This window comes from Demequina sp. (assembly GCF_024642165.1).
Taxonomy (GTDB): domain Bacteria; phylum Actinomycetota; class Actinomycetes; order Actinomycetales; family Demequinaceae; genus Demequina.
In genome coordinates, this window is record NZ_JAHEBP010000038.1 from 1 (window position 1) to 19,647 (window position 19,647).

Sequence of the window (19,647 nt, forward strand, 5' to 3'; positions counted from 1 at the left end):
TCCTTCTCGCGACGCATCCCGAGAAGCTCCTTCTTGGTGCGGCCCGAGCCGGCGACGTCGTCGAAGTCGATCTCTTCGAGCTCCTTGAGGCGCGCGACGCGCTTGCTGACGGTCTGGAAGTTGGTGAGCATGCCGCCCAGCCAACGCTCGTTCACGAAGGGCATGCCCACGCGCTTGGCCTGCTCCGCGATCTGTTCCTGCGCCTGACGCTTGGTGCCCACGAAGAGCACGGTGCCGCCGTGGGCGACGGTGTCGCGCACGAAGGCGTAGGCGTTGTCGATCTTCGACAGCGACTGCTGCAGGTCGATGATGTAGATGCCATTGCGCTCGGTGAAGATGAAGCGCTTCATCTTGGGGTTCCAGCGGCTGGTCTGGTGCCCGAAGTGGACACCGGAGTCGAGCAGCTGGCGCATGGTCACGACGGCCATGGCTCATCCTGTTCCGCACGCGCATCTGCGCGTGCCGTTTCTTGGGGCGCGTGGCACCCCGGTTCGGTTGACGATGCGGGCCGGGCGGCTCGCATCCCTGGCACCAACGCGGTCGGGCACCGATTTCTCGGACCTTGCTCTCCCGGCGCTCCCCTCACGGGGAGCGAATGGTGCGCGATGTCATCCGGGCATGCCGGATGCAGGCTCAATGATACCCGAGCAGCGGGCTCGCGGCGAACAGCGTGATGTCCCCTGGCCGGGCGACCACGTTCCGCCTCCACCGGTGCCCGCTCCGACCGCGTCGACGAGCCCCGACTCGCGCATGGTCGACGCATGGTTCCTCGCCTCCGCCCGCTCGTCGCTCTCGCGCTGGCGACAACGCTCGCGCTCTGGGCAGCGGCGTCCCCGAATGCCGCCGCCGCGCCGGGCACGGCGGGTCAGCGCCTGGTCTCGCCCGTCGAGCCGATGCGCGCGGTGGCCTTGTTCGTGCCCCCGCCACAGCGGTGGGCGGCGGGACACCGAGGAATCGACCTGGCGGCCGCTCCGTACCAGGCGGTGGTGGCGCCGGCCGACGGCATCGTCGCGTTCGCGGGACCTGTGGTCGGTCGGGGCGTGATCACCATCGACCACGGTGGCGGTCTCATCTCCTCGCTCGAGCCGGTCGAGAACGCGGCGGCCGCCGGCACTCCGGTCGGCCGCGGCGAGCCCGTGGCGGTGGTCGCGCAGACCGCCGGTCACTGCGCACCCGCGACGTGCGTCCATTGGGGCGTGCGCGTCGACGGCGCCTACGTCGATCCGCTCGATCTGTTGATGGGATTCGGGCCCGTGCGGCTGATGCCGATCCGTTCCGCCCGCGCTGTCAGGAGAACGCGCCCGTGCGGACCAGAGTCTCGCGAAGCTTCTTCACCGCCGCGGAGTGGATCTGTGACACGCGGGACTCGGTCACCCCGAGGATCTCCCCGATCTGCGACAGCGTGAGGCTCTCGTAGTAGTAGAGGCGAAGCACCTGCTGCTCGCGGTCACGCACGCCCTCCACCGCCTCGGCCAGCAGTGCGGAGGCCTCGCGGGCCTCGAGCCGCGACGAGGCTCCGGCGGCCACCGGCGATCCGAGCGTGGGGATCGGCCGGGTCTCGGGCTCGCTGGGCAGCCCGTCGAGGGCCGCGACGTGGGACAGCGCAACCTGGGCGCGCACCGTGCGCACCTCGGCCGTCGCCCAACCCAGGTGCTGCGCGACGTCGTCGTCGCTCACCGGGCGCATGAGCTCCTGCTCGAGGGAACGGGTCGCCTGCTCGAGGGTCCGCGCCTTGGAGCGCACCGACCGCGGGACCCAGTCGGCCGCGCGGAGCTCATCGATGATGGCTCCGCGGATGCGCGTCGAGGCGTACGTCTCGAACTTGAAGCCTCGGTTGAGGTCGAACTTCTCGACCGCGTCGATGAGACCGAACATCCCATAGGACACGAGGTCCGCGAGTTCGACGGTCTCGGGCAGCTTCGCGATGACTCGGGTCGCGACCTGAGACACCAGGGGCGCGTAGTGGGTGATCAACGCCTCCCTCGCGTCACGACGACCAGGGCCGTCACCCTCGAGCTCCGCCCACCACAGCGCGGTGTCGACGTGACGCACCCGAGCGGGCACGTCGGGCTCGATTTCGGACAGCAGGGCAGTGAGCTCGGACATGAAGGCGACTCCCTCTAGGCGCGCGGGTGTGCGAGTTGGTAGGCGGCGCGGAGCCGCTCGGCGGATACGTGCGTGTAGCGCTGCGTGGTCGAAAGACTCGCGTGGCCCAGGACCTCCTGAACGCTGCGGAGGTCGGAGCCGCCGGTCAGCAGGTGCGTCGCGGCGGTGTGGCGCAGCGCATGCGGCGCGACTTCGTCGACCCCTGCCAGCCGGCACAGGTTGTGGACGGACTCCCGAAGCTGACGCTGATTGACGCGCTGACCGCGACGGCCGAGCAACAGGGCGTCGTCCGTCTCCGGCACTGCCAGGCGCCCGCGGCCGCGGTCGAGCCAGGCCTGAACCGCGCTCGCCGCGGGCACTCCGAAGGGAACCACTCGCTCCTTGTCGCCCTTGCCGACCACGCGGACCAGGCGCTCGGCGAGGTCGCAGTCACGGCGGTCGACGCCGGCAAGCTCGCCCACGCGCATCCCCGTGGCATACAGCAGCTCGAGGGCCGCCCAGTCGCGCAGGTGGATCGGGTCGCCGTCATCGCTGCGGGTACGGGCCACGTCGAGCAGGGTGACCACCTCCACCGCCGATAGCACGGTGGGCAGCACGGACGCGGGGCGCGCGGAGGCCAGCCGGATCGCGGGATTGGGGACGATGCGCTCGGTGTCGGCTGCCCAGGCGAAGAACGCGCGGGCGGCCGCTCCTCGACGCGCGAGTGTGGTGCGGCTGAGGCCCTCGCGGTCCATCACGGCGAGCCAGGCACGCAGGTCCGAAAGACCCGCACACCCGAGGGCCGCGTCGACACGGGACGGCTCGGCGGCGCCCAGGTGATGGGCGAGGTGGGTCAGGTCACCGAGGTACGCCCGAACCGTGTTGCCCGACAGCCCCCGCTGGTGGCGCAGGTAGCCGTCGAACGCGCCGAGCAGCTCGCTCGCGGTGACGGCCGTGGTGGTCATGGCGACACCCTTGCATCGTCACATGTGTCAAATCAACCCCTTGAGTCACATTTGTCACATCACCCTCAAGTTTCACCTATGGTTTGTGATGGAATGTCCGGATTATCAGGCGGATTCTTGCGCGGTGCGGGTACCGTCACTCGGTGCCATGAGCCGCCGAGGCGCGTGACCAGCCCTCGCGACTCGAGCGCCCCCAGGGCCGCTAGCGTCTCTCTGACGGTGAGCCCGGCGGCCGTGCCCACCGCGTCGACCCCCGCTCCACGGCGGGGTATCGCACCGTAGGCCTGGCGCTCCGTCGATGTCGCGAAGTCCGGTCCAGAGCCCTCGGATCGCTCGCCCGAGGGAACGGCCTCGCCCAGCGGGAGCACCAACTCGAGAACGTCGGCCGGCTCCCCGAGCAGGATCGCCATCCCGTCACGGATGAGGCGATGGCAGCCCGCGGACGAGGGCGAGGTGATGGCCCCGGGAACCGCGCCGACCGGGCGCGCGAGTTCTGCCGCGTGACGGGCCGTGGACAGCGCACCCGAGCGTGGCGCGGCCTCGACCACGACGGTCGCGCCCGCCGTGGCGATCAGCCGGTTGCGACTGAGGAAGCGACTGCGATGAGGAGCGAAGCCGGGCGGCTGCTCACTGACGACGGCGCCGTGGTCCATCAGGCGCTCCAGCAGCAGCGCGTTCCCGGTCGGGTACAGCCGATCGACGCCGCCCGCCAGCACGGCGATCGACACGCCGTCCGCGGCGAGCGCGCCACGGTGCGCGGCGGCGTCGATGCCGTACGCGCCACCGCTGACCACCGTGATGCCGCGGTCGCTGGCCGATGCCGCGGCGCCGGAGGCAACATGCTCGCCGTAGGCGGTCGCGGCGCGGGCGCCCACGATCGCCACGGACCGTGTCCATGCGCGGCCCAGGTCAGCATGCCCCCTGATCCACAGGGCGTACGGCGCCCGAGGGCCGAGGTCGTTCATCGGCTGCGGCCACTCCTCGTCGCCCGCGACCACGACGCGTGCGCCGAGCCGCTCGGCGCGTTCGACCAACCGCTCGGGTACCGCCGCCTCGAGGCGCGGCGTCCACCGGCCCACCGCACGGACCGCCGCGTCCGCCTGCTTGACCGGCGCGGCGAGCTCAACCGTCGCCCCGACGGGGTCCGTCGCTGCACGCCGGAGCCACTCCAGGGCGGGCGCGGGACCCAGCCGGTCGACGAGCCAGCACGCGATCGGGTCATCCGGCTCGGCGATCGCGCTCCACGTGACGGCGGCCGCGACGCTCATGCGCGCGCCCCTTGCCTCAACGCCAGCGCCTGCGCAACCTCCCCGGCACCGGGCGAGCCCCTCCCCTGCAGGTCGGCCAGGGTCCACGCGACCCGCAGCGCGCGATCGAACCCTCGCGCGGTGAGCGTGCCGCGATCCACCGCCCGCCACAGATCCGCGCACGCCGCACGCGAGGTGTGGCGTCGCAACCACGGACCCGTCGCCTGCACGGAGAGCGTCCACCCGTGAGCGGCGAGGCGCTCCGCGGCCGCGGCCCGCGCGTTCGCCACGCGGACCGCGACCGCGGCAGTGGCTTCACCGGGCTCATCGGCGCCGCGCACGACAGCACCCACGGCCACTTGGATGTCGATCCGATCGAGCAGCGGGCCGGACAACCGGCTCACGTACCTCCGCCGCGCCGTTGACGAGCACGTGCACTGCTCGCCGGTGCCCGTGAACCGGCCGCAAGGGCAGGGGTTCGCCGCCAGCACCAGTTGGAACCGCGCAGGATATCGCGTCACGCCGTGCGAGCGGTGAAGCACGATCTCGCCGCGCTCGAGCGGCTGCCGAAGCGTCTGCAGCACCCGCGACGGAAACTCGGGCGCCTCGTCGAGGAAGAGCACTCCGGCGTGGGCGAGCGAGACGGCACCGGGCCGGGCGAGGCCCGAGCCCCCGCCCACGATCGAGGCAGCCGACGCGGTGTGATGCGGGGCCTCGATCGGCGGGCGGCGAAGCAGCCCGCGGGCCGCGTCGAACGTGCCTGCCAGTGAGTGAATGCCCGTGACCTCGATCGCCTCGGCCTCCGCCAGCACGGGCAGGACTCCCGGCAGCCTCTCCGCGAGCATCGTCTTGCCGGCGCCGGGCGGACCCACCATCAGCACGTGGTGACCGCCCGCCGCGGCCACCTCGAGAGCCATGCGCGCCTCGCCCTGACCGCGGACATCCGCGAGGTCGGGGGCCGCGACCGGCGCCGGGGCCACCGCATGCGGACGCACCACCTCCTCGGACTCGGCGCTGGCGTCGGCCCCCAGCGCGCGCAGCACGGAGGCCAGAGTCGCGGCGGCGCTCACCTGTGCCGCCCCCACCAGCTCGGCCTCGTCCGCGTTGCCCGCGGGCACCACCACCCGCACCCACCCGCGGGCGACGGCCGCCGCGACGGCGGGCAGCACGCCCCGCACAGGATGGACGCGCCCGTCGAGCCCGAGCTCGCCCAGCAGCACGAGCTCCCGCGCGAGCCCGGCATCCACCGCGCCCGCGGCGGCCATCACGGCGACGGCGATGGCAAGATCCGTCCCCGAGCCGGACTTGGGCAGCGACGCCGGCGATAGGTTCACGGTGATGCGCTGGCGCGGCCACTCGACTCCGGAGGAGGCGACGGCCGCGCGGACGCGATCCTTCGCCTCGGTCAGGGACGCATCGGGCAGCCCGACGATGGTGAAGGCGGGCAGCCCGCGTGCGACGTGGGCTTCGACCTCGATGACGTGCCCGGCGAGCCCCGCGAGCACCACGGATCTGCAGCGGCCGATCATTCGACGCCGCGCAGGTGCTCGATCACAGCCGGCCCCGAGCGGGGCAGCGTCACCGCGACCACGTCGATTCTGACGCCTGGCCAGTGGCCGTCCTGAGCCGCGAGCCACTCGCCCGCGAGCCGGCGCAATCGGCGAAGCTTGGACGGCGTCACGGCCGCGAGCGCGCCACCGAATGCGTCCGACCTCCGCGTCTTCACCTCCACGAACACCGTGTCGGACCCATCCCACGCGACGATGTCGAGTTCGCCGAAGGCGCACCTCCAGTTGCGCGCGACCACCTCCCAGCCCTGCCCCTCGAGCGCCCGCACCGCGAGGTCCTCGCCGTACCGTCCCACCACGTCCTTGACCGCCATCCCCCACCTCCGAGTTTCACCCTGGGCGACGGCGGAGCGCCGCGGGTGCAACCGGACGCAGCATGTGGACGGGCCGCCCCGCGGGGCGACCCGGGGGCATCAGGGCGGCACGGCGGCCACGCACAGGGCCGACGAAGGGGAAGGGCGTGTGAGCGCCCGGCGAGGCGTGCTCGGGGCGCGCGGCGCGCGCCGACAGCTAGCGGCCGCGGAGCTGGCGGAGGTCCGGAAGGTCGTCGTCCCGGGCGAGCTCTTCGATGTTGACGTCCTTGAACGTCACCACGCGCACGTTCTTGACCAGCCTCGCGCTGCGGTAGACGTCCCACACCCAGGCGTCGGCCATCGTGACCTCGAAGTAGATGTCCCCGCCGGAGGCCTTCACCTGGAGATCCACCTTGTTGCAGAGGTAGAAGCGGCGCTCCGTCTCGACGACGTACTGGAACAGTCCGACGACGTCTCGGTACTCCCGGTACAGCGCAAGCTCGGCTTCGGTCTCGTAGTTCTCGAGGTCTTCGTGGCTCACCCCACAATCATGGACGCAAACGGGCGCCGAACGCGAATGACGCGCTGGTCGCTCAGCCGCCGGACACCCGCTCGGGCAGGCGCCACGAGACGCGATGCAGAGGGGAGGGGCCTAACCGCCTCAGCGCCTCGAGATGCGCCGCGGCGCCGTACCCCTTGTTCCCGTCCCACCCGTAGTCGGGATGGTCCCGATGCGCAGCCGCCATCAGCGAGTCACGCTCGACCTTCGCGATCACCGACCCGGCGGCGATCGACGCGCACGCCTGATCGCCCTTGACGACCATGGTCACGGGCGGAGCGTCCCACTGACCCGCATCGTCCCCGAACAGGTCCGGGGGCGGCGGGGTGAGCCAGTCGTGAGTGCCGTCCAGCAGGACGGCCTCGACGGCGAGCGGGATCGCGGCGAGCGCGCGTCGGGCCGCCAGTCGCAGCGCGGCGACGATGCCCGCGGCGTCGATCTCACGCGGGGACGCGTGGCCCACGGCGCGTGCCACGCCGAACCCTTGGAGGGGCGCGATGAGCGCCTCGCGGCGCGCGGCGGTCAGCAGCTTCGAGTCGGTGAGCCCGTCCGGCCACGTGTCGCACGGCGCGACCACCACGACGCCCACCGAGACGGGCCCGGCGAGGGCGCCGCGGCCCACCTCGTCGATGCCCGCGACGGTGGCGGCTCCCGCGTCCCAGAGCGCACGCTCGTGCGCGAGGGAGACGGCCACGTCAGCCCTGCTCGGACGCCGTCTGGTCGCCGAAGGGATTGCCGACGCCGCCGAACCGGTCGAACGGCCACACCACGGCGAACGTGGTGCCCACCACGTTGGCGACGGGCACGGTGCCGCCTCCCGGATCGCCCATGTGGGCTCGCGAGTCCGCGCTGTCGTCGCGGTTGTCGCCCATGACCCAGAGGTAGCCCTCGGGCACGTCGACCCGGAACTCGATGCCGCACGGACGCGAACCCGGCGCGGTGTACGGCTCGAGCACCTCGGCGCCGTTCACGGTCACGTTGCCGTCGGGGTCGGTGCACTCGACCACGTCGCCCGGAAGCCCCACCACGCGCTTGACCAAGTGCTCGCCCGCGTCCTCGGGGAGCAGCCCGGTCCAGGTGAGGACGTCCTTGGCCACCCGGTGCACGCCGCTCTCGTCGGCGTCGGGATAGCCGAGCCAGTGAGCGGGGTCCTTGAAGACCACCACGTCACCCCGCCGCAACGGCAGCGGGTCCGGGCGCCACTTGGTGACCAGGATGCGATCACCCTCGAGAAGCGTGGGCTCCATCGATGGCGAGGGAATGTAGAACGACTGGAAGAAGAAGGTCTTGATCACCAGCGACAGCAGCAGCGCGCTGACGACCACAAGGATGAACTCCTTGGCCCAGCCCCAAGCACGACGGCCGGCAGACGGCTTCCCGTCTGCCGGCGCGTCACTGCTGGACGCGATGTCTAGTTCTCGCGCTTCTCGCGGATGCGAGCGGCCTTGCCACGCAGCCCGCGGAGGTAGTACAGCTTCGCGCGGCGCACGTCGCCGCGCGAGACCACCTCGATCAGGTCGATGGTGGGCGCGTGCAGCGGGAAGAGGCGCTCGACGCCGACGCCGAAGGAGATCTTGCGGACCGTGAAGGTCTCGCCGATGCCCTGGCCCTGGCGGGCGATGACCACGCCCTGGAAGATCTGGACGCGGGAGCGGCTGCCCTCGACGACCTTCACGTGCACCTTCACGGTGTCGCCGGCACGGAAGGCCGGGATGTCGTCGCGGAGCTGGCCCGCGGTGACGTTGTCAAGCTTCTGCATGGGTCTCTCTCCTCGTACCTGCCACAGGTCACGCACGGTATCCGCCTGATGGCGTTCGATATGACGGTGAAGCGTCGGAGGGCGCCGTTCCCCCTGTGGCAGGACTCGGCTCCGCGCGCACCGAGGGACTAGTCTGCCACATCCCGGGGGCACGATGCGAGAGTTCAGTCCTCGGGCGGCAGCAGGTCCGGCCGGAGCGCCCTGGTGCGCGCGAGCTGCTGCGCCCGCCGCCATTCGGAGATGCGGGCGTGGTGCCCGCTGAGCAGCACCTCGGGCACGTCGATTCCGCGCCACGATGCCGGGCGGGTGTAGCTCGGGTACTCGAGCAGGCCGTCCGCGTGCGACTCCTCCACGATCGACTGGGCGTTGCCCATGAACCCCGGGATCAGCCGCGTGACCGCCTCGATGATGGCGAAGGCCGCCACCTCGCCCCCGTTGAGCACGTAGTCACCGAGGCTCACCTCGAGCACCCGGTACCCCTGGTCCGCGTAGTGCTCCGCCACGCGGGCGTCGATGCCCTCGTAGCGGCCGCACGCGAACACCAGCTGGGGCGCGTGCGAGAGCTCCGCCGCCAGCGACTGGGTGAACGGCACGCCCGCGGGGCTCGGGATCACCAGCACGCCCAACGGCATCAGCACCCGGTCGATCGCTTTCCCCCAGACGTCCGCCTTCATCACCATGCCCGCACCCCCGCCGAATGGCGCGTCGTCGACCGTGCGGTGGACGTCGGGACTGCCGTCCGCCTTCACCGTGGCGGACTCGCGCAGGTCGTGCACCTGGGTCTCGACCAGGGCGGACTCGCGAGCCTTGCCCAGCAGGGAGACGTCGAGCACCCCGAAGAACTCGGGGAAGATGGTGATCACGTCGATCCGCATGGCTCAGCCGCCCGACGCGCCGGCGGTCTCGCCCGTGGTCTCGGGCTCCTCGCCGGCGAGGAGCCCGAATGGCGGTGTCACCACCACGCGCCCACCTTCGACGTCGACCTCCGGCACGAACTCCTCGACGAACGGGATCATCGCCCGGGCGCCCCCCGGCTGCCTCACCACCAGGAGATCCTGCGCGGGCATCGAGAGCAGGTCGACCACCTCCCCGACCACCTCGCCACCCGGGCGCACGGCCGCGAGGCCCACGAGCTCGTGGACGAACCACGCATCGTCCTCGTCGGACTCGGCGCCCTCGATGGTCAACTCGACCCCGCGCGCGGCCTCGGCGGCCTCTCGGCCGCTGATCTGGGCGAACTGCACGTACCACCGCCCCGACTGCGTGCGGACGCGCTCGATGGTGAGCGGCCCCGCCGCGGCGGGCTCCGTCTCGAGAACCGCGCCGGGCACGAGGCGCTGCTCCGGCACATCGGTGTGAAGCACCATGCTCACCTCGCCCTTCAGGCCATGGGCGCGGCCGATGCGGGCGACGGTCAATCTCATGGTCCCAGGGTACGGGCTCCTCGCCTCGAGGCTGCCCGCGCGCTAGCGTGGGGCCATCATCTACCTGCGGGAAGGATCGTCATGAGCACCACCGTCAGACGGCCGGCTGGGGTCACCTTCGTGGTAGTCCTCACCTGGATCGTCGCCTTCGTCGACCTCGTGGGCGGTGCGGCGCTGCTGTGGCTGAGCCTCAACATGGACCGCGTCACCGTGGACATCGGCGCCTCGGATCTGCGCGCCTACGGCATCAGCCTCCTCGCGATCGGGCTGCTCACGGTGGCGATGGCGCTCGGCCTCGCCGCGGGCACCCAGCTGTCGCGCGTGATCGTCATGATCCTCATGATCCTGAGGATCGCGGGAGCCATCTACGCCTACGTCGAGTTCGGCGACCTGGTCCGATGGCAATCGATCGGCCAGGGGGTCGCCGCGGCGCTCGTCATCGCCATCCTGTTCACGCCGCGCGCTTCGGCCTTCTTCAGATCCGCCTGAGCCCGGTCGCCGAACCCGACACCACACCAGGGAGACCACATGTCCACAGCACTGGCCCGCCGCCCGGGCTCCGTCACGTTCGTCGCCGCGCTCACCTGGATCGCCGCCGCGCTCGACCTCATCGTGGGTGGGGTCATGCTCTGGCTGTCGTACAACCTCGACTCGGTGGAGTCCTCGCTCGCGGAGGGCGAGGTCCGGTGGTACGGCATCATGACGCTCATCGTGGGCGCGCTCACCGCCGCGGTCGCCTACGGCGTCGCGAACGGCTCGCAGGGCGCGCGCGTCTTCGTGATGATGGTGATGATTCTGCGCATCGCGGCGGCCGCCTACGCGCTCGTCGTGGTGGGTGGTGAGGCCGCCTACCAGGGCGTCGCGCAGGTGGTGCTGGCGCTCGTGGTGCTGGGTCTGCTGTCGACGCGCAACGCCTCGGACTTCTTCCGCGGTTACCGGGGCTGACATCCCGGTAGACGGCAGGAGGGCCCTCCCCGCTGGGGGAGGGCCCTCCTGCCGTTCTCAGCCTTCGCTCAGGCGACGTCCACGATGTTGACGCGGACGTCCTCGCGCGAGATGGCGCCCACGACCGTGCGGATCGCCGTCGCGGTGCGGCCACGGCGGCCGATGACACGAGGGAGGTCGTCGGGGTGAACCACCACGTTGATGGTGGTTCCACGACGCCCCGAGCGCTCCGTCACGGTCACGTCGTCCGGGTTGCGGACGATGCTGCGCACCAGGTACTCGAGCGCGTCGAGGACCATCGCTACTTGTCCTCTTCGGGAAGCGTGCCCTCAACCGCGTCGTCGGCGTCGCTGGGGTTGCCCTCGGCGATCTCGACGTCGACCTCGTCACCCTCGTCGGACGGGACTTCGGAGGACTCGTCGGCGACCTTGGCGGCCTCCTTCGCGGCGGCGGCGGCGGCCTTGGCCTTCTCCGCGGCATCGGCGTGCGCCTTGATGGCCGCGTCGGGGTCGGACTTAGCGGATGCACCCTGGACGGTGTTCACGCCCTTCTCGCCCTTGAAGGTGGCCCAGTCGCCCGTGAGCTTGAGGAGCACGGCGACCTGCTCGGTGGGCTGCGCGCCCACGGAGAGCCAGTACTGCGCGCGGTCCGAGTCGATCTCGATGATCGAGGGCTCCTCGGTGGGGTGGTACTTGCCGATCTCCTCGATCGCACGGCCGTCGCGCTTGGTGCGCGAGTCCATGACGACGATGCGGTAGAACGGGGCGCGCTTCTTGCCGAAGCGCTTGAGGCGAATCTTGACAGCCATGGCTGTGTCTCCTTGTGTATTCGGTGTGAGCCGGCTCCTCCGTCCCGGGGAAATCGGGACGGCATCGCTGACAAGACGAATAGCTCGCGCGGGTAGAGGGCCGCGGTCACCAGCGCCCTATTGTGCCAGACGGGACGATGCGCGACCAACCCGCGCCGTGGTGTCACCGCACCGAGGGCCAGCCGGGTGAGTTCTGGGAGTCGTAGGTGCCGTCGTAGCGCTCGCCCAGGATCACCATCACCTCGAGTCCGCGCTCCAGCGCGGGACCGATCACCCGCGGTCCCCCGCCCGCGATCGCCGTCGCCCAGGCGTCGACCTCCGTGAGGTCCGCCCCCAGCACCGAGACCTGCATGAAGTGGCGCGCGGTCTGGCCGGTGACGGGGTCCCAGATGTGGTCGACCACCTGGGCGCCGCCGGAGGTCGCGAGCGCGGTGAAAGACCCGCCCAGCTCGACCACGTCCACGACGTCGGTGCCCGTGGGGTCGCCCTTCACGCGCGGATCCGCGATGCCGATGCGGCGTGCGCGGGCGCCGCCCACCAGGACGTCGCCCGAGGCGCCCACCATCCAGTCGGCCGGCCGCGCCGCCTGCAGCCTGCGTGCGGCGCGCACCACCGCCCAGCCCTTGACCAGACCCGTCGGGTCCAGCACGCCGTCGGCGCGGCGCGCGTCGAAGCCGCCGGCGGTCGCCTCGCGGAACCACTCGCAGGCCTCGAGCACCTCGCGCAGCTCCGGCTCCGCCTCGTCGAGGGTGAGCTCGCCACGCAGCACCCGCTGCAGCGAGGAATCGTCCCTCCACAGCGAGAAGACCTGATCCGCCCACACCAGCTCGCGATGGAAGGCCGCCACTGCGGCCTCGCAGACGGCCGGCTCGGCGCCGTCGATCTCGACGGTGAACGGCATCGCCATCGCGTGCACGGTGGCGCGGAAGGTGTCCATGGGATCTCCTGGTCGGACGGTCACGTGTGGGGACGGCTACAGCCCGGCGGCGTCGAACGCGCCGCGCAGCGACTCGATGAAGGCGGGTGAGGTGAACGATGCGCCGCTGACGGCGTCGACGTCCCAGGATTGCGCGTCGAGCACCCGGGCCCGCAGCTCGGGGATGGCGAACGCGTTCACCGTGATCGACTGCGGGTCCTGGGTCCCCGCGACCACCGCCTGGACATCGGTGACCGCGCCATCGGCCACCGTGATGCGGGCCTGGTAGCCGCCGCGCAGGTTGGTCACCACGGGTCCGTCGAACGTCGCCGCGGTACCGGTCGCCACGGGGGTGGGCTGCGCGGGAGGCACCAGGTCGAGCGCGGGCAGCTCCTTGGGCGCCACCGCCCAGCCCGCGCCTACGATGCCGACGCATCCCGCTGCCACCACCACCCCGCGTGACGCGCGCATCGTCTAGGACGCCCCGCCCGCGGCGTCGAGGGCGCCCTGGATGGATTCGAGGAACGCGGGAGACGTGTAGGAGGATCCGGACACGTGCTCCACCTGCGCGCTCTGCGCGGCGATCACCTTGTCCGCCAGCTCGGGGACCGCGCGAGCGTTGATCGCGACCGATTCGGGCGCGTCCGTCCCCGCCTCGATGGCGGCGACCCCGGTGATCCGCCCGCCCGTGACGGTCACCTGCGCCTGATAGCCGCCGCGCAGGTTGGTCACCCGGGGCCCGTCGTACACGCCGTCGGCGTAGGCGAACGCCGCGGAATCGGCCTGGGCGCTCTGAACCTGGTGACCCTCGGCCTCGGCACTCCCCCCGCATGCGCTCAGCAGCGTCGCGGCCGCGCCGGCGAAGGCGAGCGCGCCCGCGGTCCTGGTCATCATGGTCACCACGTCCTCCTCACCATCCGAATCTTTCCCGGTGGATCGCCACGTGCGGCACGCCAGCCGCGCGGGCGTCCGCCGCCACCGCATCGGCCCACGGGACGGGGCCGCACACGAAGACGTCACGTTCAGCCACATCGGGCACCAGACCCGCGAGCGTCTCGCCGGCAGAGGTGGCCCATCCGCGTCCCCGAGGGCCGTCGATCACACGCAGCTCCGCGCCGCGCGCGGCGGCGAGCTCCTCGACCTCGTCGAGCAGCGGCGCCTCCTCGCGCGATCGCACACGCAGGATCACCGTGGTGGGTCCGTCGAGCTCCTCGAGCAGGGCCCGGATCGGGGTGACTCCGATCCCCGCGGCGATGAGCACCGCCCCGGGGGCGGTGCGGGACACGCCGGTGAAGACGCCCAGCGGGCCCTCGGCGAGCACCCGCGTGCCGATCGCGACGTCGCGCAGGGCCGCAGAGGCGTCCCCGGACGGTTTGACGGTGATGCGCAGCGAGTCGGGGGACGGACCGCGCGACAAGGAGTACGGGTGGGCCTGGGCCCAACGGTCGCGGTCGAGGAATCTCCACAGCATGAATTGGCCGGGGCGGGCGCCCAGGCGCTCGAGGTCCTGCCCCGCGACCACGATGCTGGTCGAACCGTCCGGGAGCGGCTGCACCGCGGCGACGCGAAGCCGATGCCGGCGCGCGAGCACCAGCGGTCGCGCCACCCGGAAGGTGACGAAAGAGCCGACGGCGAACGAATAGAGCACCAGCCAGAACCACCAGGCCGCGCCACCGTCGCGGAACGTGGATCCCTCGAGGAACTGGTGAGGCACCACCGCCGCGATCGCCAGGTATACCAGGAGGTGGACCGCGTGCCACCGCTCGTAACGCCATCGCGACCGCACGACGACAAGCGAGGTGGCCACCACGATAGTGAAGAGGCCCAGGCCCGCCTGCGCGGCCACCATGAACCAGCCCAGGTCCCAGAATGCGACCGATTGGCTCAGGATCGACCGGCCGTCGTAGCGCGCCGTCATCACGATGATCAGGGCGGCGTGCACCAGCATGAGCACGAACGCGACCTTGCCCAGGCGCATGTGGATGGCTGCCGCACGGTCGTGACCGACCGCCCTCTCGAGGAACGGCGCGCGCGAGATGAGCGTGATCTGCGCCAGCACCAGGACCGCGGCCACGATGCCCGCGACGCGGCCCAGTCCGTACAGATGGTCCACGGGGGAGGTGGCGAGCAGGCCCCCCGAGGCGACGAATAGAGCGACCCCGATCGCGGCGACCACATAGATCGCGGCCTCGAGACCGTCCCGCCACAACCCGCGGCGCGCGGCACGTCGAGACAGGGCGTCGACCGTGGTCACTGGGCCTCCGGACGCTCGGGGACGGGCTTGACGTAGCAACGCTCAGGCGGGTGGAGAGTGTTCCCCGGCCCGCCCGAGCATCGTACGTGTCACCAGGAGAACTCCTCGGCGTGCCGGCGGCCCTTGGGCACTCCCGCCCGCTCCGCGTCGGCGAACAGCGCATCGACCCACACGGCGGGGCCGCACGCGTAGATGTCGGCGCCGGCGATCTCGGGGACCAGATCGGACAGGATCACCGGGTTCTGCGCCGGCGACCAGCCCGGGCCGCGACGTCCCACGAGCACGTGCACCGCGGCGCCACGCTCCCGTGCGATGCGGACCACCTCGTCGAGGTGGGGGGCGTCCTCGAGGCTCGACGCGCGCACGATCACGGTGCATCGTCCCGGCTCGACGTCCGCGGTCTCCAGGAAGGCCAGCACGGGGGTGATGCCGATGCCCGCGCCGGCGAGCACCAGGTGGTCTCCCGAGCGGGAGGCCTCGGTGAAGATGCCCAGCGGGCCCTCGACCATCACCCGCGTGCCGGGGGTCAGGGTCGCGAGACGCGCCGAGCTGTCGCCCAGCGGCTTGACCGTGATCCGTAGCCAGCCGTCGCGGGGCGCGCGGGACAGGGAATAGGGGTGGGCCTCGCCCCACATGTCCTTGGCGAGGAACCGGAACAGGAAGAACTGGCCGGCCTCGGGGCGCAGCGAGAGGATGTCGCGCCCGGACATCGTGATGACGGTCGAGCCGTCCGAGACCCGGTCCACCGCGGCCACCGCGATGCGGTGCCGGAAGTAGCGCGTGACGGGACGGACCACGCGGTAGGCCAGGAGGCCGCCGACGGCCACGGTCCACAGCACCACCCAGTACCACCACGCGAAGCCCATGGTCAGGAAGCTCTCGCCGTCCGTGAACTGGTGCGGGATGGACAGGCCCACCGCGAGGTAGCTGAAGAGGTGGACGGCGTGCCAGTTCTCGTAGCGCCACCGGGTTCGCACGATCGCGTAGGACGTCACCACCACCGCCACCAGCACCACGAAGCCCACCGACGCCATGAACATGGGGCCGCCGTACCCGACCACGAACTGCCAGGTCTGGTCCAGGAAGGTGGTGTGGATGGAGAGCGCATAGCCGCCGATGAGCAGCAGGATGTGGGCGATGATGACGATGAATCCGAGCCGGCCCAGCTGGCTGTGGATCTTCGCGGCACGATCGTGCCCGACCACGCGCTCGACCACCGGGATGCGCGCGATGAGGATCAGCTGGGCCATGATCATCGTCGACGCGACGATGCCGGCGATGCGGCCCATCGTGGTGAGGAAGCCCGCGGCGGAGCCGACGTCCACCGTGCCGGACGCGAGCATCAGCGCGACCGCGCCGATGCCCGCAAGCCAGCCGGCGGCCTCGACCGTGTCCCTCCATCGGCTGCGGAACACCGCGCGATGGCGCCGCCGAGCCGTCGCGACGTCGTGGCGCTCCGCGCTCGTGGGACCGGCCGCCGGGATGTCGATGGTGGTCATGCGAGACCTGCCTCCTGCATCGCGCTGTACACGGCGTCCTCGACGCCCTGGCTCGTGTAACTGGCGCCGGACACGTAGCCGACGTTGGTGCTCTGCTTGTCGAGGATCGCGTTGACCAGCACCGGGACCGCGTAGTTGTTGATCTGCTGCGAATGTCCGTCGCTCGCGCCCTCCTTGAGCCAGGTGATGTCCGTGATGACGCTGCCGGCGACGGTGATCTCCGCCTGGAAACTTCCGTAGCGCGTCGACACCGACTGCCCGTCGAAGGTGCCCGACACGGTGTCGGGGGTCGAGGCGGCACTCGGCTCCGGCGTGGTCACCGCCGCGCTCGAGTCGGCGGCGCTCGCCTCGGCCGTGGCGGACGCCGACGCGGAAGGCGTCGCCGACGGAGTCGCGGACGGGGTCGCAGACGGGGTCGCGGTGGAGGTGTCGAGCGGGACCGACATCTGGGCGGACGATGCCAGGGTGGTCGCGTCGTCGGTGGCGAACATGCCGGAGCCGACCACCCAGCCGGCCGACAGCAGCGTGGCCGAGAGGCCGGTGACGATGATGCCGGAGGAACGCTTCATGATCCCAATATGACCGGCTCAACCTGAGAGGACTCAAAGGTGGACCTGGGAGTTTGCTGAGACGGCTCCCCTGCGTCGCGTCAGACGACGTCGCCGCGTAGCACGACGTGCCGCGGCGAGGCCAGTTCGGTGATGTCGTCCCGCGGGTCCGCGCCGTACAGGACCAGATCCGCGGACGCGCCCTCCTCCAGCGCCTCGGCGCCGAGGAACGCCCGCGCGCGCCAGGACGCGCTCGCGACCACATCCGCGGCGGGGATGCCGGCCGCCACCAGCAGCGCGGCCTCGGCGGGCAGCGCACCATGGCCGATCGTGCCGCCGGCATCGGTCCCCACGAGCAGCGGCACGCCCGCGTCGTGGAGGTCGCGCACGTGGGCGAACCGACGCTCGTGCATGGTCCGCATGCGCGCCGCATAGGCGGGAAACCGTGCGCCGCCCTGCGCCGCGTAGCCCTCGAAGTTGGCGACCTGCAGAAGCGTGGGCACCACGGGGACCCCACGCCGCGCGCACTCCTCCATGTGCTCGTGATTCATCCCGGTGCCGTGCTCGATGCAGTCGATCCCGGCGTCGAGCAGCGGCCCCATGCTCTCGGTGGCGAACGCGTGAGCGGTGACACGCGCGCCCGCCTCGTGAGCCGCCGCGACGCCCTCCGCGAGAACGTCGGCGGGCCACAGCGGCGTGAGGTCTCCGACCTCGCGCTCGATCCAGTCGGCGATGATCTTGACCCAGCCGTCGCCCTTGCGCGCCTCGTCGGCCATCACCGCCGGGAGGTCCTCCACCTCGATCTCGCGGGCGTAGTGACGCAGGTACCGCATCGGCCGCGCGATGAACCGGCCGGCGCGGATCAGCCGCGGCGCGGTGGCGACGCCGTCGAGGAAGCGGGTGTCGCTGGGAGAGCCCGCATCCCTGATGAGCAAGGTTCCGGCGTCCCGGTCCACCAGCGCCTGCTTGAGCGCCAGGGGGGGTTCCACCGCTCCCCCGCTGTCGAGGCCGACGTGGCAGTGCACGTCGACCAGCCCGGGGATGGCGACGCCGTCGAGCCGCCGCTTGACGCCCATGTGCGCCGGCTCCTCGAATGTGATGCGCCCCTCCACCACCCAGGCCTCGGTTCGTACGTCGTCGTCTCCGACGATCACGGGACCGGTCAGGTGGAGGGCCATGTCATCGGCCCAGGTACTTCGACAGATCCGCGCCCAGCGCCGAACGATCGACCTCCGGCTGCTGCGGGGACGGCAGGCCGAAGGCGGATCCGGGGGCGGGCGCCGCCGGCGTGCGATCGCGCGCGGCCGCCTCCTGCTCAGCCCGCTTGGCCGGGTTGCCGGACTTGCCCTTCACCTTGCGCTGCGGCGCCTGCTTGCCCTTGGACTTCTTGCCTCCGGGTAGCCCGCCGAACGAGCCGGGCGCGCCCCCGTTCATGCTGGGCATGCCGCCGCCGCGCGACATCGCACGCATCATCTTCTGGGCGTCCTCGAAGCGCTTCACCAGCGAGTTGATCTGAGCGACCGTGGTGCCGGATCCTGCGGCGATGCGCGAGCGCCGCGAGCCGTTGAGCACCTTGGGGTTGTCTCGCTCGCGCGGCGTCATCGACTGGATGATGGCCTCGATGCGCACCAGCTCGCGCTCGTCGAAGTTCTCGATCTGCTCCCGCATCTGACCCATGCCCGGGAGCATGGTCAGCATCTTCTTCATCGAGCCCATGTTCTTGAGCTGCTGCATCTGGCTCAGGAAGTCCGTGAGCGTAAAGTCCTCGCCCTGGGAGACCTTCTGCGCCATGCGCTCGGCCTCGTCCTGATCGAACGCCTTCTCGGCCTGCTCGATGAGGGTGAGGATGTCGCCCATGTCGAGGATGCGCGAGGCCATGCGGTCCGGGTGGAACACGTCGAAGTCGTCGAGCTTCTCGCCCGTGGACGCGAACATGATGGGCCGGCCGGTGATCTCCGCGACCGAGAGCGCGGCGCCACCGCGGGCGTCGCCATCGAGCTTGGTGAGCACCACGCCCGTGAAGTCCACGCCCTCCTGGAAGGCCGATGCGGTGGCGACCGCGTCCTGGCCGATCATGGCGTCGATGACGTACAGCACCTCGTCGGGCTCGACGGCCTTGCGGATGTCGCTCGCCTGGCGCATCAGCTCGGCGTCGATGCCGAGGCGTCCGGCCGTGTCGACGATGACCACGCTGTGCTGGCGCTGCTCGGCCTCCTTGAGACCCTTCTTCGCCACCTTCACGGGGTTGCCGCGGGGCCGCTCGTCCTCGCGGGTCACCCCGGGCTCGGGAGCGAACACCGGGACGCCCGCACGCTGGCCCACCACCTGGAGCTGGGTCACGGCGTTGGGGCGCTGGAGATCGGCGGCCACCAGCAGCGGGGTGTGGCCCTGCTGCTTGAGGTGATGTGCCAGCTTGCCCGCGAGAGTGGTCTTGCCCGCTCCCTGAAGCCCCGCGAGCATGATCACGGTGGGGCCGGTCTTGGCGAACCGGAGCTGGCGCGCCTCGCCGCCGAGGATGGCGATCAGCTCCTCGTTGACGATCTTCACGACCTGCTGGCCGGGGTTCAGCGCCCCCGACACCTCCGCCCCGAGCGCGCGCTCGCGGATGTTGCCGGTGAACGTCCGCACCACCGGCACCGCGACGTCGGCGTCGAGCAGCGCGCGGCGGATCTCACGGATGGTGCCGTCGATGTCCGCCTCGGACAGGCGGCCCTTGCCCCGCAGATTGCGGAACGTCTCTGTCAGACGATCGGAGAGGTTGGCGAACACGGATATCC

The 19,647-nt window shown here is 71.4% G+C and carries 25 protein-coding genes; 3 read left to right on the top strand and 22 right to left on the bottom strand.

The window, feature by feature from the left end; translation table 11 throughout:
* Window positions 1–428: 30S ribosomal protein S2 (rpsB, locus tag Q0L54_RS05230; RefSeq protein ID WP_296666001.1), on the bottom strand; the 428-nt coding region annotated here is incomplete at its 3' end.
* A gap of 465 nt (window positions 429–893) precedes the next feature.
* Between rpsB and Q0L54_RS05235 the strand changes: the two genes are divergently transcribed.
* Window positions 894–1,406: a M23 family metallopeptidase gene (locus tag Q0L54_RS05235; RefSeq protein WP_296666040.1), complete on the top strand. Its 513-nt coding sequence runs from the start codon at window positions 894–896 to the stop codon at window positions 1,404–1,406.
* Here the strand turns inward: Q0L54_RS05235 and Q0L54_RS05240 are convergent.
* The 11 genes from Q0L54_RS05240 to rimM all read right to left on the bottom strand — a co-directional run bounded on the left by Q0L54_RS05240 (window position 1,288) and on the right by rimM (window position 9,900).
* Window positions 1,288–2,106: a FliA/WhiG family RNA polymerase sigma factor gene (locus tag Q0L54_RS05240; RefSeq protein ID WP_296666002.1), complete on the bottom strand. Its 819-nt coding sequence runs from the start codon at window positions 2,104–2,106 to the stop codon at window positions 1,288–1,290. The genes Q0L54_RS05235 and Q0L54_RS05240 overlap by 119 nt on opposite strands.
* Before the next feature lie 14 nt (window positions 2,107–2,120).
* Window positions 2,121–3,050 (bottom strand): tyrosine-type recombinase/integrase, encoded by a 930-nt coding sequence (locus Q0L54_RS05245; RefSeq protein WP_296666005.1) that lies wholly within the window; start codon window positions 3,048–3,050, stop codon window positions 2,121–2,123.
* A 65-nt stretch (window positions 3,051–3,115) separates the two neighbouring features.
* On the bottom strand, window positions 3,116–4,318 hold the full coding sequence (gene dprA, locus Q0L54_RS05250) for a DNA-processing protein DprA (RefSeq protein WP_296666007.1): 1,203 nt from the start codon (window positions 4,316–4,318) through the stop codon (window positions 3,116–3,118).
* The gene (locus Q0L54_RS05255; RefSeq protein ID WP_296666010.1) at window positions 4,315–5,826 is read right to left on the bottom strand and encodes a YifB family Mg chelatase-like AAA ATPase; all 1,512 of its coding nucleotides are present in this window, start codon (window positions 5,824–5,826) and stop codon (window positions 4,315–4,317) included. Before Q0L54_RS05255 ends, dprA begins: the two co-directional genes overlap by 4 nt.
* The gene (locus Q0L54_RS05260) at window positions 5,823–6,179 is read right to left on the bottom strand and encodes a YraN family protein (protein WP_296666012.1); all 357 of its coding nucleotides are present in this window, start codon (window positions 6,177–6,179) and stop codon (window positions 5,823–5,825) included. The genes Q0L54_RS05255 and Q0L54_RS05260 overlap by 4 nt, the downstream gene beginning before the upstream one ends.
* A 196-nt stretch (window positions 6,180–6,375) precedes the next feature.
* Window positions 6,376–6,699, bottom strand: a complete 324-nt coding sequence (locus Q0L54_RS05265) for a DUF2469 domain-containing protein (RefSeq protein ID WP_296666013.1) — start codon at window positions 6,697–6,699, stop codon at window positions 6,376–6,378.
* Between the two features lie 52 nt (window positions 6,700–6,751).
* A complete protein-coding gene (locus tag Q0L54_RS05270) occupies window positions 6,752–7,411 on the bottom strand; it encodes a ribonuclease HII (RefSeq protein ID WP_296666015.1) in 660 nt (219 codons plus the stop codon).
* Between the two features lies 1 nt (window position 7,412).
* The gene (gene lepB / locus Q0L54_RS05275) at window positions 7,413–8,126 is read right to left on the bottom strand and encodes a signal peptidase I (RefSeq protein WP_366937937.1); all 714 of its coding nucleotides are present in this window, start codon (window positions 8,124–8,126) and stop codon (window positions 7,413–7,415) included.
* 2 nt (window positions 8,127–8,128) lie between these two features.
* Window positions 8,129–8,476 (bottom strand): 50S ribosomal protein L19, encoded by a 348-nt coding sequence (gene rplS / locus Q0L54_RS05280; RefSeq protein WP_296666017.1) that lies wholly within the window; start codon window positions 8,474–8,476, stop codon window positions 8,129–8,131.
* Between the two features lie 164 nt (window positions 8,477–8,640).
* On the bottom strand, window positions 8,641–9,351 hold the full coding sequence (trmD, locus tag Q0L54_RS05285; protein WP_296666019.1) for a tRNA (guanosine(37)-N1)-methyltransferase TrmD: 711 nt from the start codon (window positions 9,349–9,351) through the stop codon (window positions 8,641–8,643).
* A 3-nt stretch (window positions 9,352–9,354) separates the two neighbouring features.
* Window positions 9,355–9,900 (bottom strand): ribosome maturation factor RimM, encoded by a 546-nt coding sequence (rimM, locus tag Q0L54_RS05290; RefSeq protein WP_296666020.1) that lies wholly within the window; start codon window positions 9,898–9,900, stop codon window positions 9,355–9,357.
* 81 nt (window positions 9,901–9,981) lie between these two features.
* Here rimM and Q0L54_RS05295 point away from each other — a divergent pair, with 81 nt between their 5' ends.
* Entirely contained in the window at window positions 9,982–10,389 is a 408-nt protein-coding gene (locus Q0L54_RS05295) for a hypothetical protein (RefSeq protein ID WP_296666023.1), read from the top strand.
* Between the two features lie 39 nt (window positions 10,390–10,428).
* The gene (locus tag Q0L54_RS05300; protein WP_296666025.1) at window positions 10,429–10,845 is read left to right on the top strand and encodes a hypothetical protein; all 417 of its coding nucleotides are present in this window, start codon (window positions 10,429–10,431) and stop codon (window positions 10,843–10,845) included.
* 68 nt (window positions 10,846–10,913) lie between these two features.
* Here Q0L54_RS05300 and Q0L54_RS05305 read toward each other — a convergent pair whose 3' ends face one another.
* The 10 genes from Q0L54_RS05305 to ffh form a co-directional block, all read right to left on the bottom strand.
* The gene (locus Q0L54_RS05305; RefSeq protein ID WP_296666027.1) at window positions 10,914–11,144 is read right to left on the bottom strand and encodes a KH domain-containing protein; all 231 of its coding nucleotides are present in this window, start codon (window positions 11,142–11,144) and stop codon (window positions 10,914–10,916) included.
* Between the two features lie 2 nt (window positions 11,145–11,146).
* A complete protein-coding gene (rpsP, locus tag Q0L54_RS05310; protein ID WP_296666029.1) occupies window positions 11,147–11,653 on the bottom strand; it encodes a 30S ribosomal protein S16 in 507 nt (168 codons plus the stop codon).
* Window positions 11,654–11,816: 163 nt separating this feature from the next.
* Window positions 11,817–12,590 (bottom strand): FAD:protein FMN transferase, encoded by a 774-nt coding sequence (locus tag Q0L54_RS05315; protein WP_296666031.1) that lies wholly within the window; start codon window positions 12,588–12,590, stop codon window positions 11,817–11,819.
* A 36-nt stretch (window positions 12,591–12,626) separates the two neighbouring features.
* Window positions 12,627–13,040: an FMN-binding protein gene (locus Q0L54_RS05320; RefSeq protein ID WP_296666032.1), complete on the bottom strand. Its 414-nt coding sequence runs from the start codon at window positions 13,038–13,040 to the stop codon at window positions 12,627–12,629.
* A gap of 3 nt (window positions 13,041–13,043) precedes the next feature.
* Window positions 13,044–13,463, bottom strand: coding sequence for an FMN-binding protein (locus Q0L54_RS05325; protein ID WP_296666044.1), 420 nt, complete (start codon window positions 13,461–13,463; stop codon window positions 13,044–13,046).
* Between the two features lie 16 nt (window positions 13,464–13,479).
* The gene (locus Q0L54_RS05330; protein WP_296666034.1) at window positions 13,480–14,823 is read right to left on the bottom strand and encodes a ferredoxin reductase family protein; all 1,344 of its coding nucleotides are present in this window, start codon (window positions 14,821–14,823) and stop codon (window positions 13,480–13,482) included.
* Between the two features lie 89 nt (window positions 14,824–14,912).
* A complete protein-coding gene (locus tag Q0L54_RS05335; protein WP_296666036.1) occupies window positions 14,913–16,322 on the bottom strand; it encodes a ferredoxin reductase family protein in 1,410 nt (469 codons plus the stop codon).
* The gene (locus tag Q0L54_RS05340; RefSeq protein WP_296666038.1) at window positions 16,319–16,891 is read right to left on the bottom strand and encodes an FMN-binding protein; all 573 of its coding nucleotides are present in this window, start codon (window positions 16,889–16,891) and stop codon (window positions 16,319–16,321) included. The genes Q0L54_RS05335 and Q0L54_RS05340 overlap by 4 nt, the downstream gene beginning before the upstream one ends.
* 80 nt (window positions 16,892–16,971) lie before the next feature.
* Complete coding sequence (locus Q0L54_RS05345; RefSeq protein WP_296666039.1) at window positions 16,972–18,048, bottom strand: amidohydrolase family protein; 1,077 nt, start codon at window positions 18,046–18,048, stop codon at window positions 16,972–16,974.
* 1 nt (window position 18,049) lies between these two features.
* Window positions 18,050–19,639 carry a signal recognition particle protein gene (gene ffh, locus Q0L54_RS05350; protein ID WP_296666045.1) on the bottom strand — a complete coding sequence of 530 codons (1,590 nt, stop codon included), beginning with the start codon at window positions 19,637–19,639 and terminating at the stop codon, window positions 18,050–18,052.
* Window positions 19,640–19,647: the final 8 nt, after the last annotated feature.

Bases quoted from the DNA above. Each gene is read 5' to 3' on its own strand.
- trmD (WP_296666019.1), bottom strand. From the start codon at position 9,351: ATGCGGATCGACGTGATCACCATCTTCCCCGAGTTCTTCGGGGTGCTC.
- Q0L54_RS05320 (WP_296666032.1), bottom strand. From the start codon at position 13,040: ATGCGCGCGTCACGCGGGGTGGTGGTGGCAGCGGGATGCGTCGGCATC.
- rpsP (WP_296666029.1), bottom strand. From the start codon at position 11,653: ATGGCTGTCAAGATTCGCCTCAAGCGCTTCGGCAAGAAGCGCGCCCCG.
- Q0L54_RS05295 (WP_296666023.1), top strand. From the start codon at position 9,982: ATGAGCACCACCGTCAGACGGCCGGCTGGGGTCACCTTCGTGGTAGTC.
- Q0L54_RS05315 (WP_296666031.1), bottom strand. From the start codon at position 12,590: ATGGACACCTTCCGCGCCACCGTGCACGCGATGGCGATGCCGTTCACC.
- Q0L54_RS05305 (WP_296666027.1), bottom strand. From the start codon at position 11,144: ATGGTCCTCGACGCGCTCGAGTACCTGGTGCGCAGCATCGTCCGCAAC.
- Q0L54_RS05245 (WP_296666005.1), bottom strand. From the start codon at position 3,050: ATGACCACCACGGCCGTCACCGCGAGCGAGCTGCTCGGCGCGTTCGAC.
- rplS (WP_296666017.1), bottom strand. From the start codon at position 8,476: ATGCAGAAGCTTGACAACGTCACCGCGGGCCAGCTCCGCGACGACATC.
- Q0L54_RS05345 (WP_296666039.1), bottom strand. From the start codon at position 18,048: ATGGCCCTCCACCTGACCGGTCCCGTGATCGTCGGAGACGACGACGTA.
- Q0L54_RS05300 (WP_296666025.1), top strand. From the start codon at position 10,429: ATGTCCACAGCACTGGCCCGCCGCCCGGGCTCCGTCACGTTCGTCGCC.
- Q0L54_RS05335 (WP_296666036.1), bottom strand. From the start codon at position 16,322: ATGACCACCATCGACATCCCGGCGGCCGGTCCCACGAGCGCGGAGCGC.
- Q0L54_RS05325 (WP_296666044.1), bottom strand. From the start codon at position 13,463: ATGATGACCAGGACCGCGGGCGCGCTCGCCTTCGCCGGCGCGGCCGCG.
- Q0L54_RS05255 (WP_296666010.1), bottom strand. From the start codon at position 5,826: ATGATCGGCCGCTGCAGATCCGTGGTGCTCGCGGGGCTCGCCGGGCAC.
- Q0L54_RS05235 (WP_296666040.1), top strand. From the start codon at position 894: ATGCGCGCGGTGGCCTTGTTCGTGCCCCCGCCACAGCGGTGGGCGGCG.
- rimM (WP_296666020.1), bottom strand. From the start codon at position 9,900: ATGAGATTGACCGTCGCCCGCATCGGCCGCGCCCATGGCCTGAAGGGC.
- Q0L54_RS05340 (WP_296666038.1), bottom strand. From the start codon at position 16,891: ATGAAGCGTTCCTCCGGCATCATCGTCACCGGCCTCTCGGCCACGCTG.
- Q0L54_RS05240 (WP_296666002.1), bottom strand. From the start codon at position 2,106: ATGTCCGAGCTCACTGCCCTGCTGTCCGAAATCGAGCCCGACGTGCCC.
- Q0L54_RS05260 (WP_296666012.1), bottom strand. From the start codon at position 6,179: ATGGCGGTCAAGGACGTGGTGGGACGGTACGGCGAGGACCTCGCGGTG.
- dprA (WP_296666007.1), bottom strand. From the start codon at position 4,318: ATGAGCGTCGCGGCCGCCGTCACGTGGAGCGCGATCGCCGAGCCGGAT.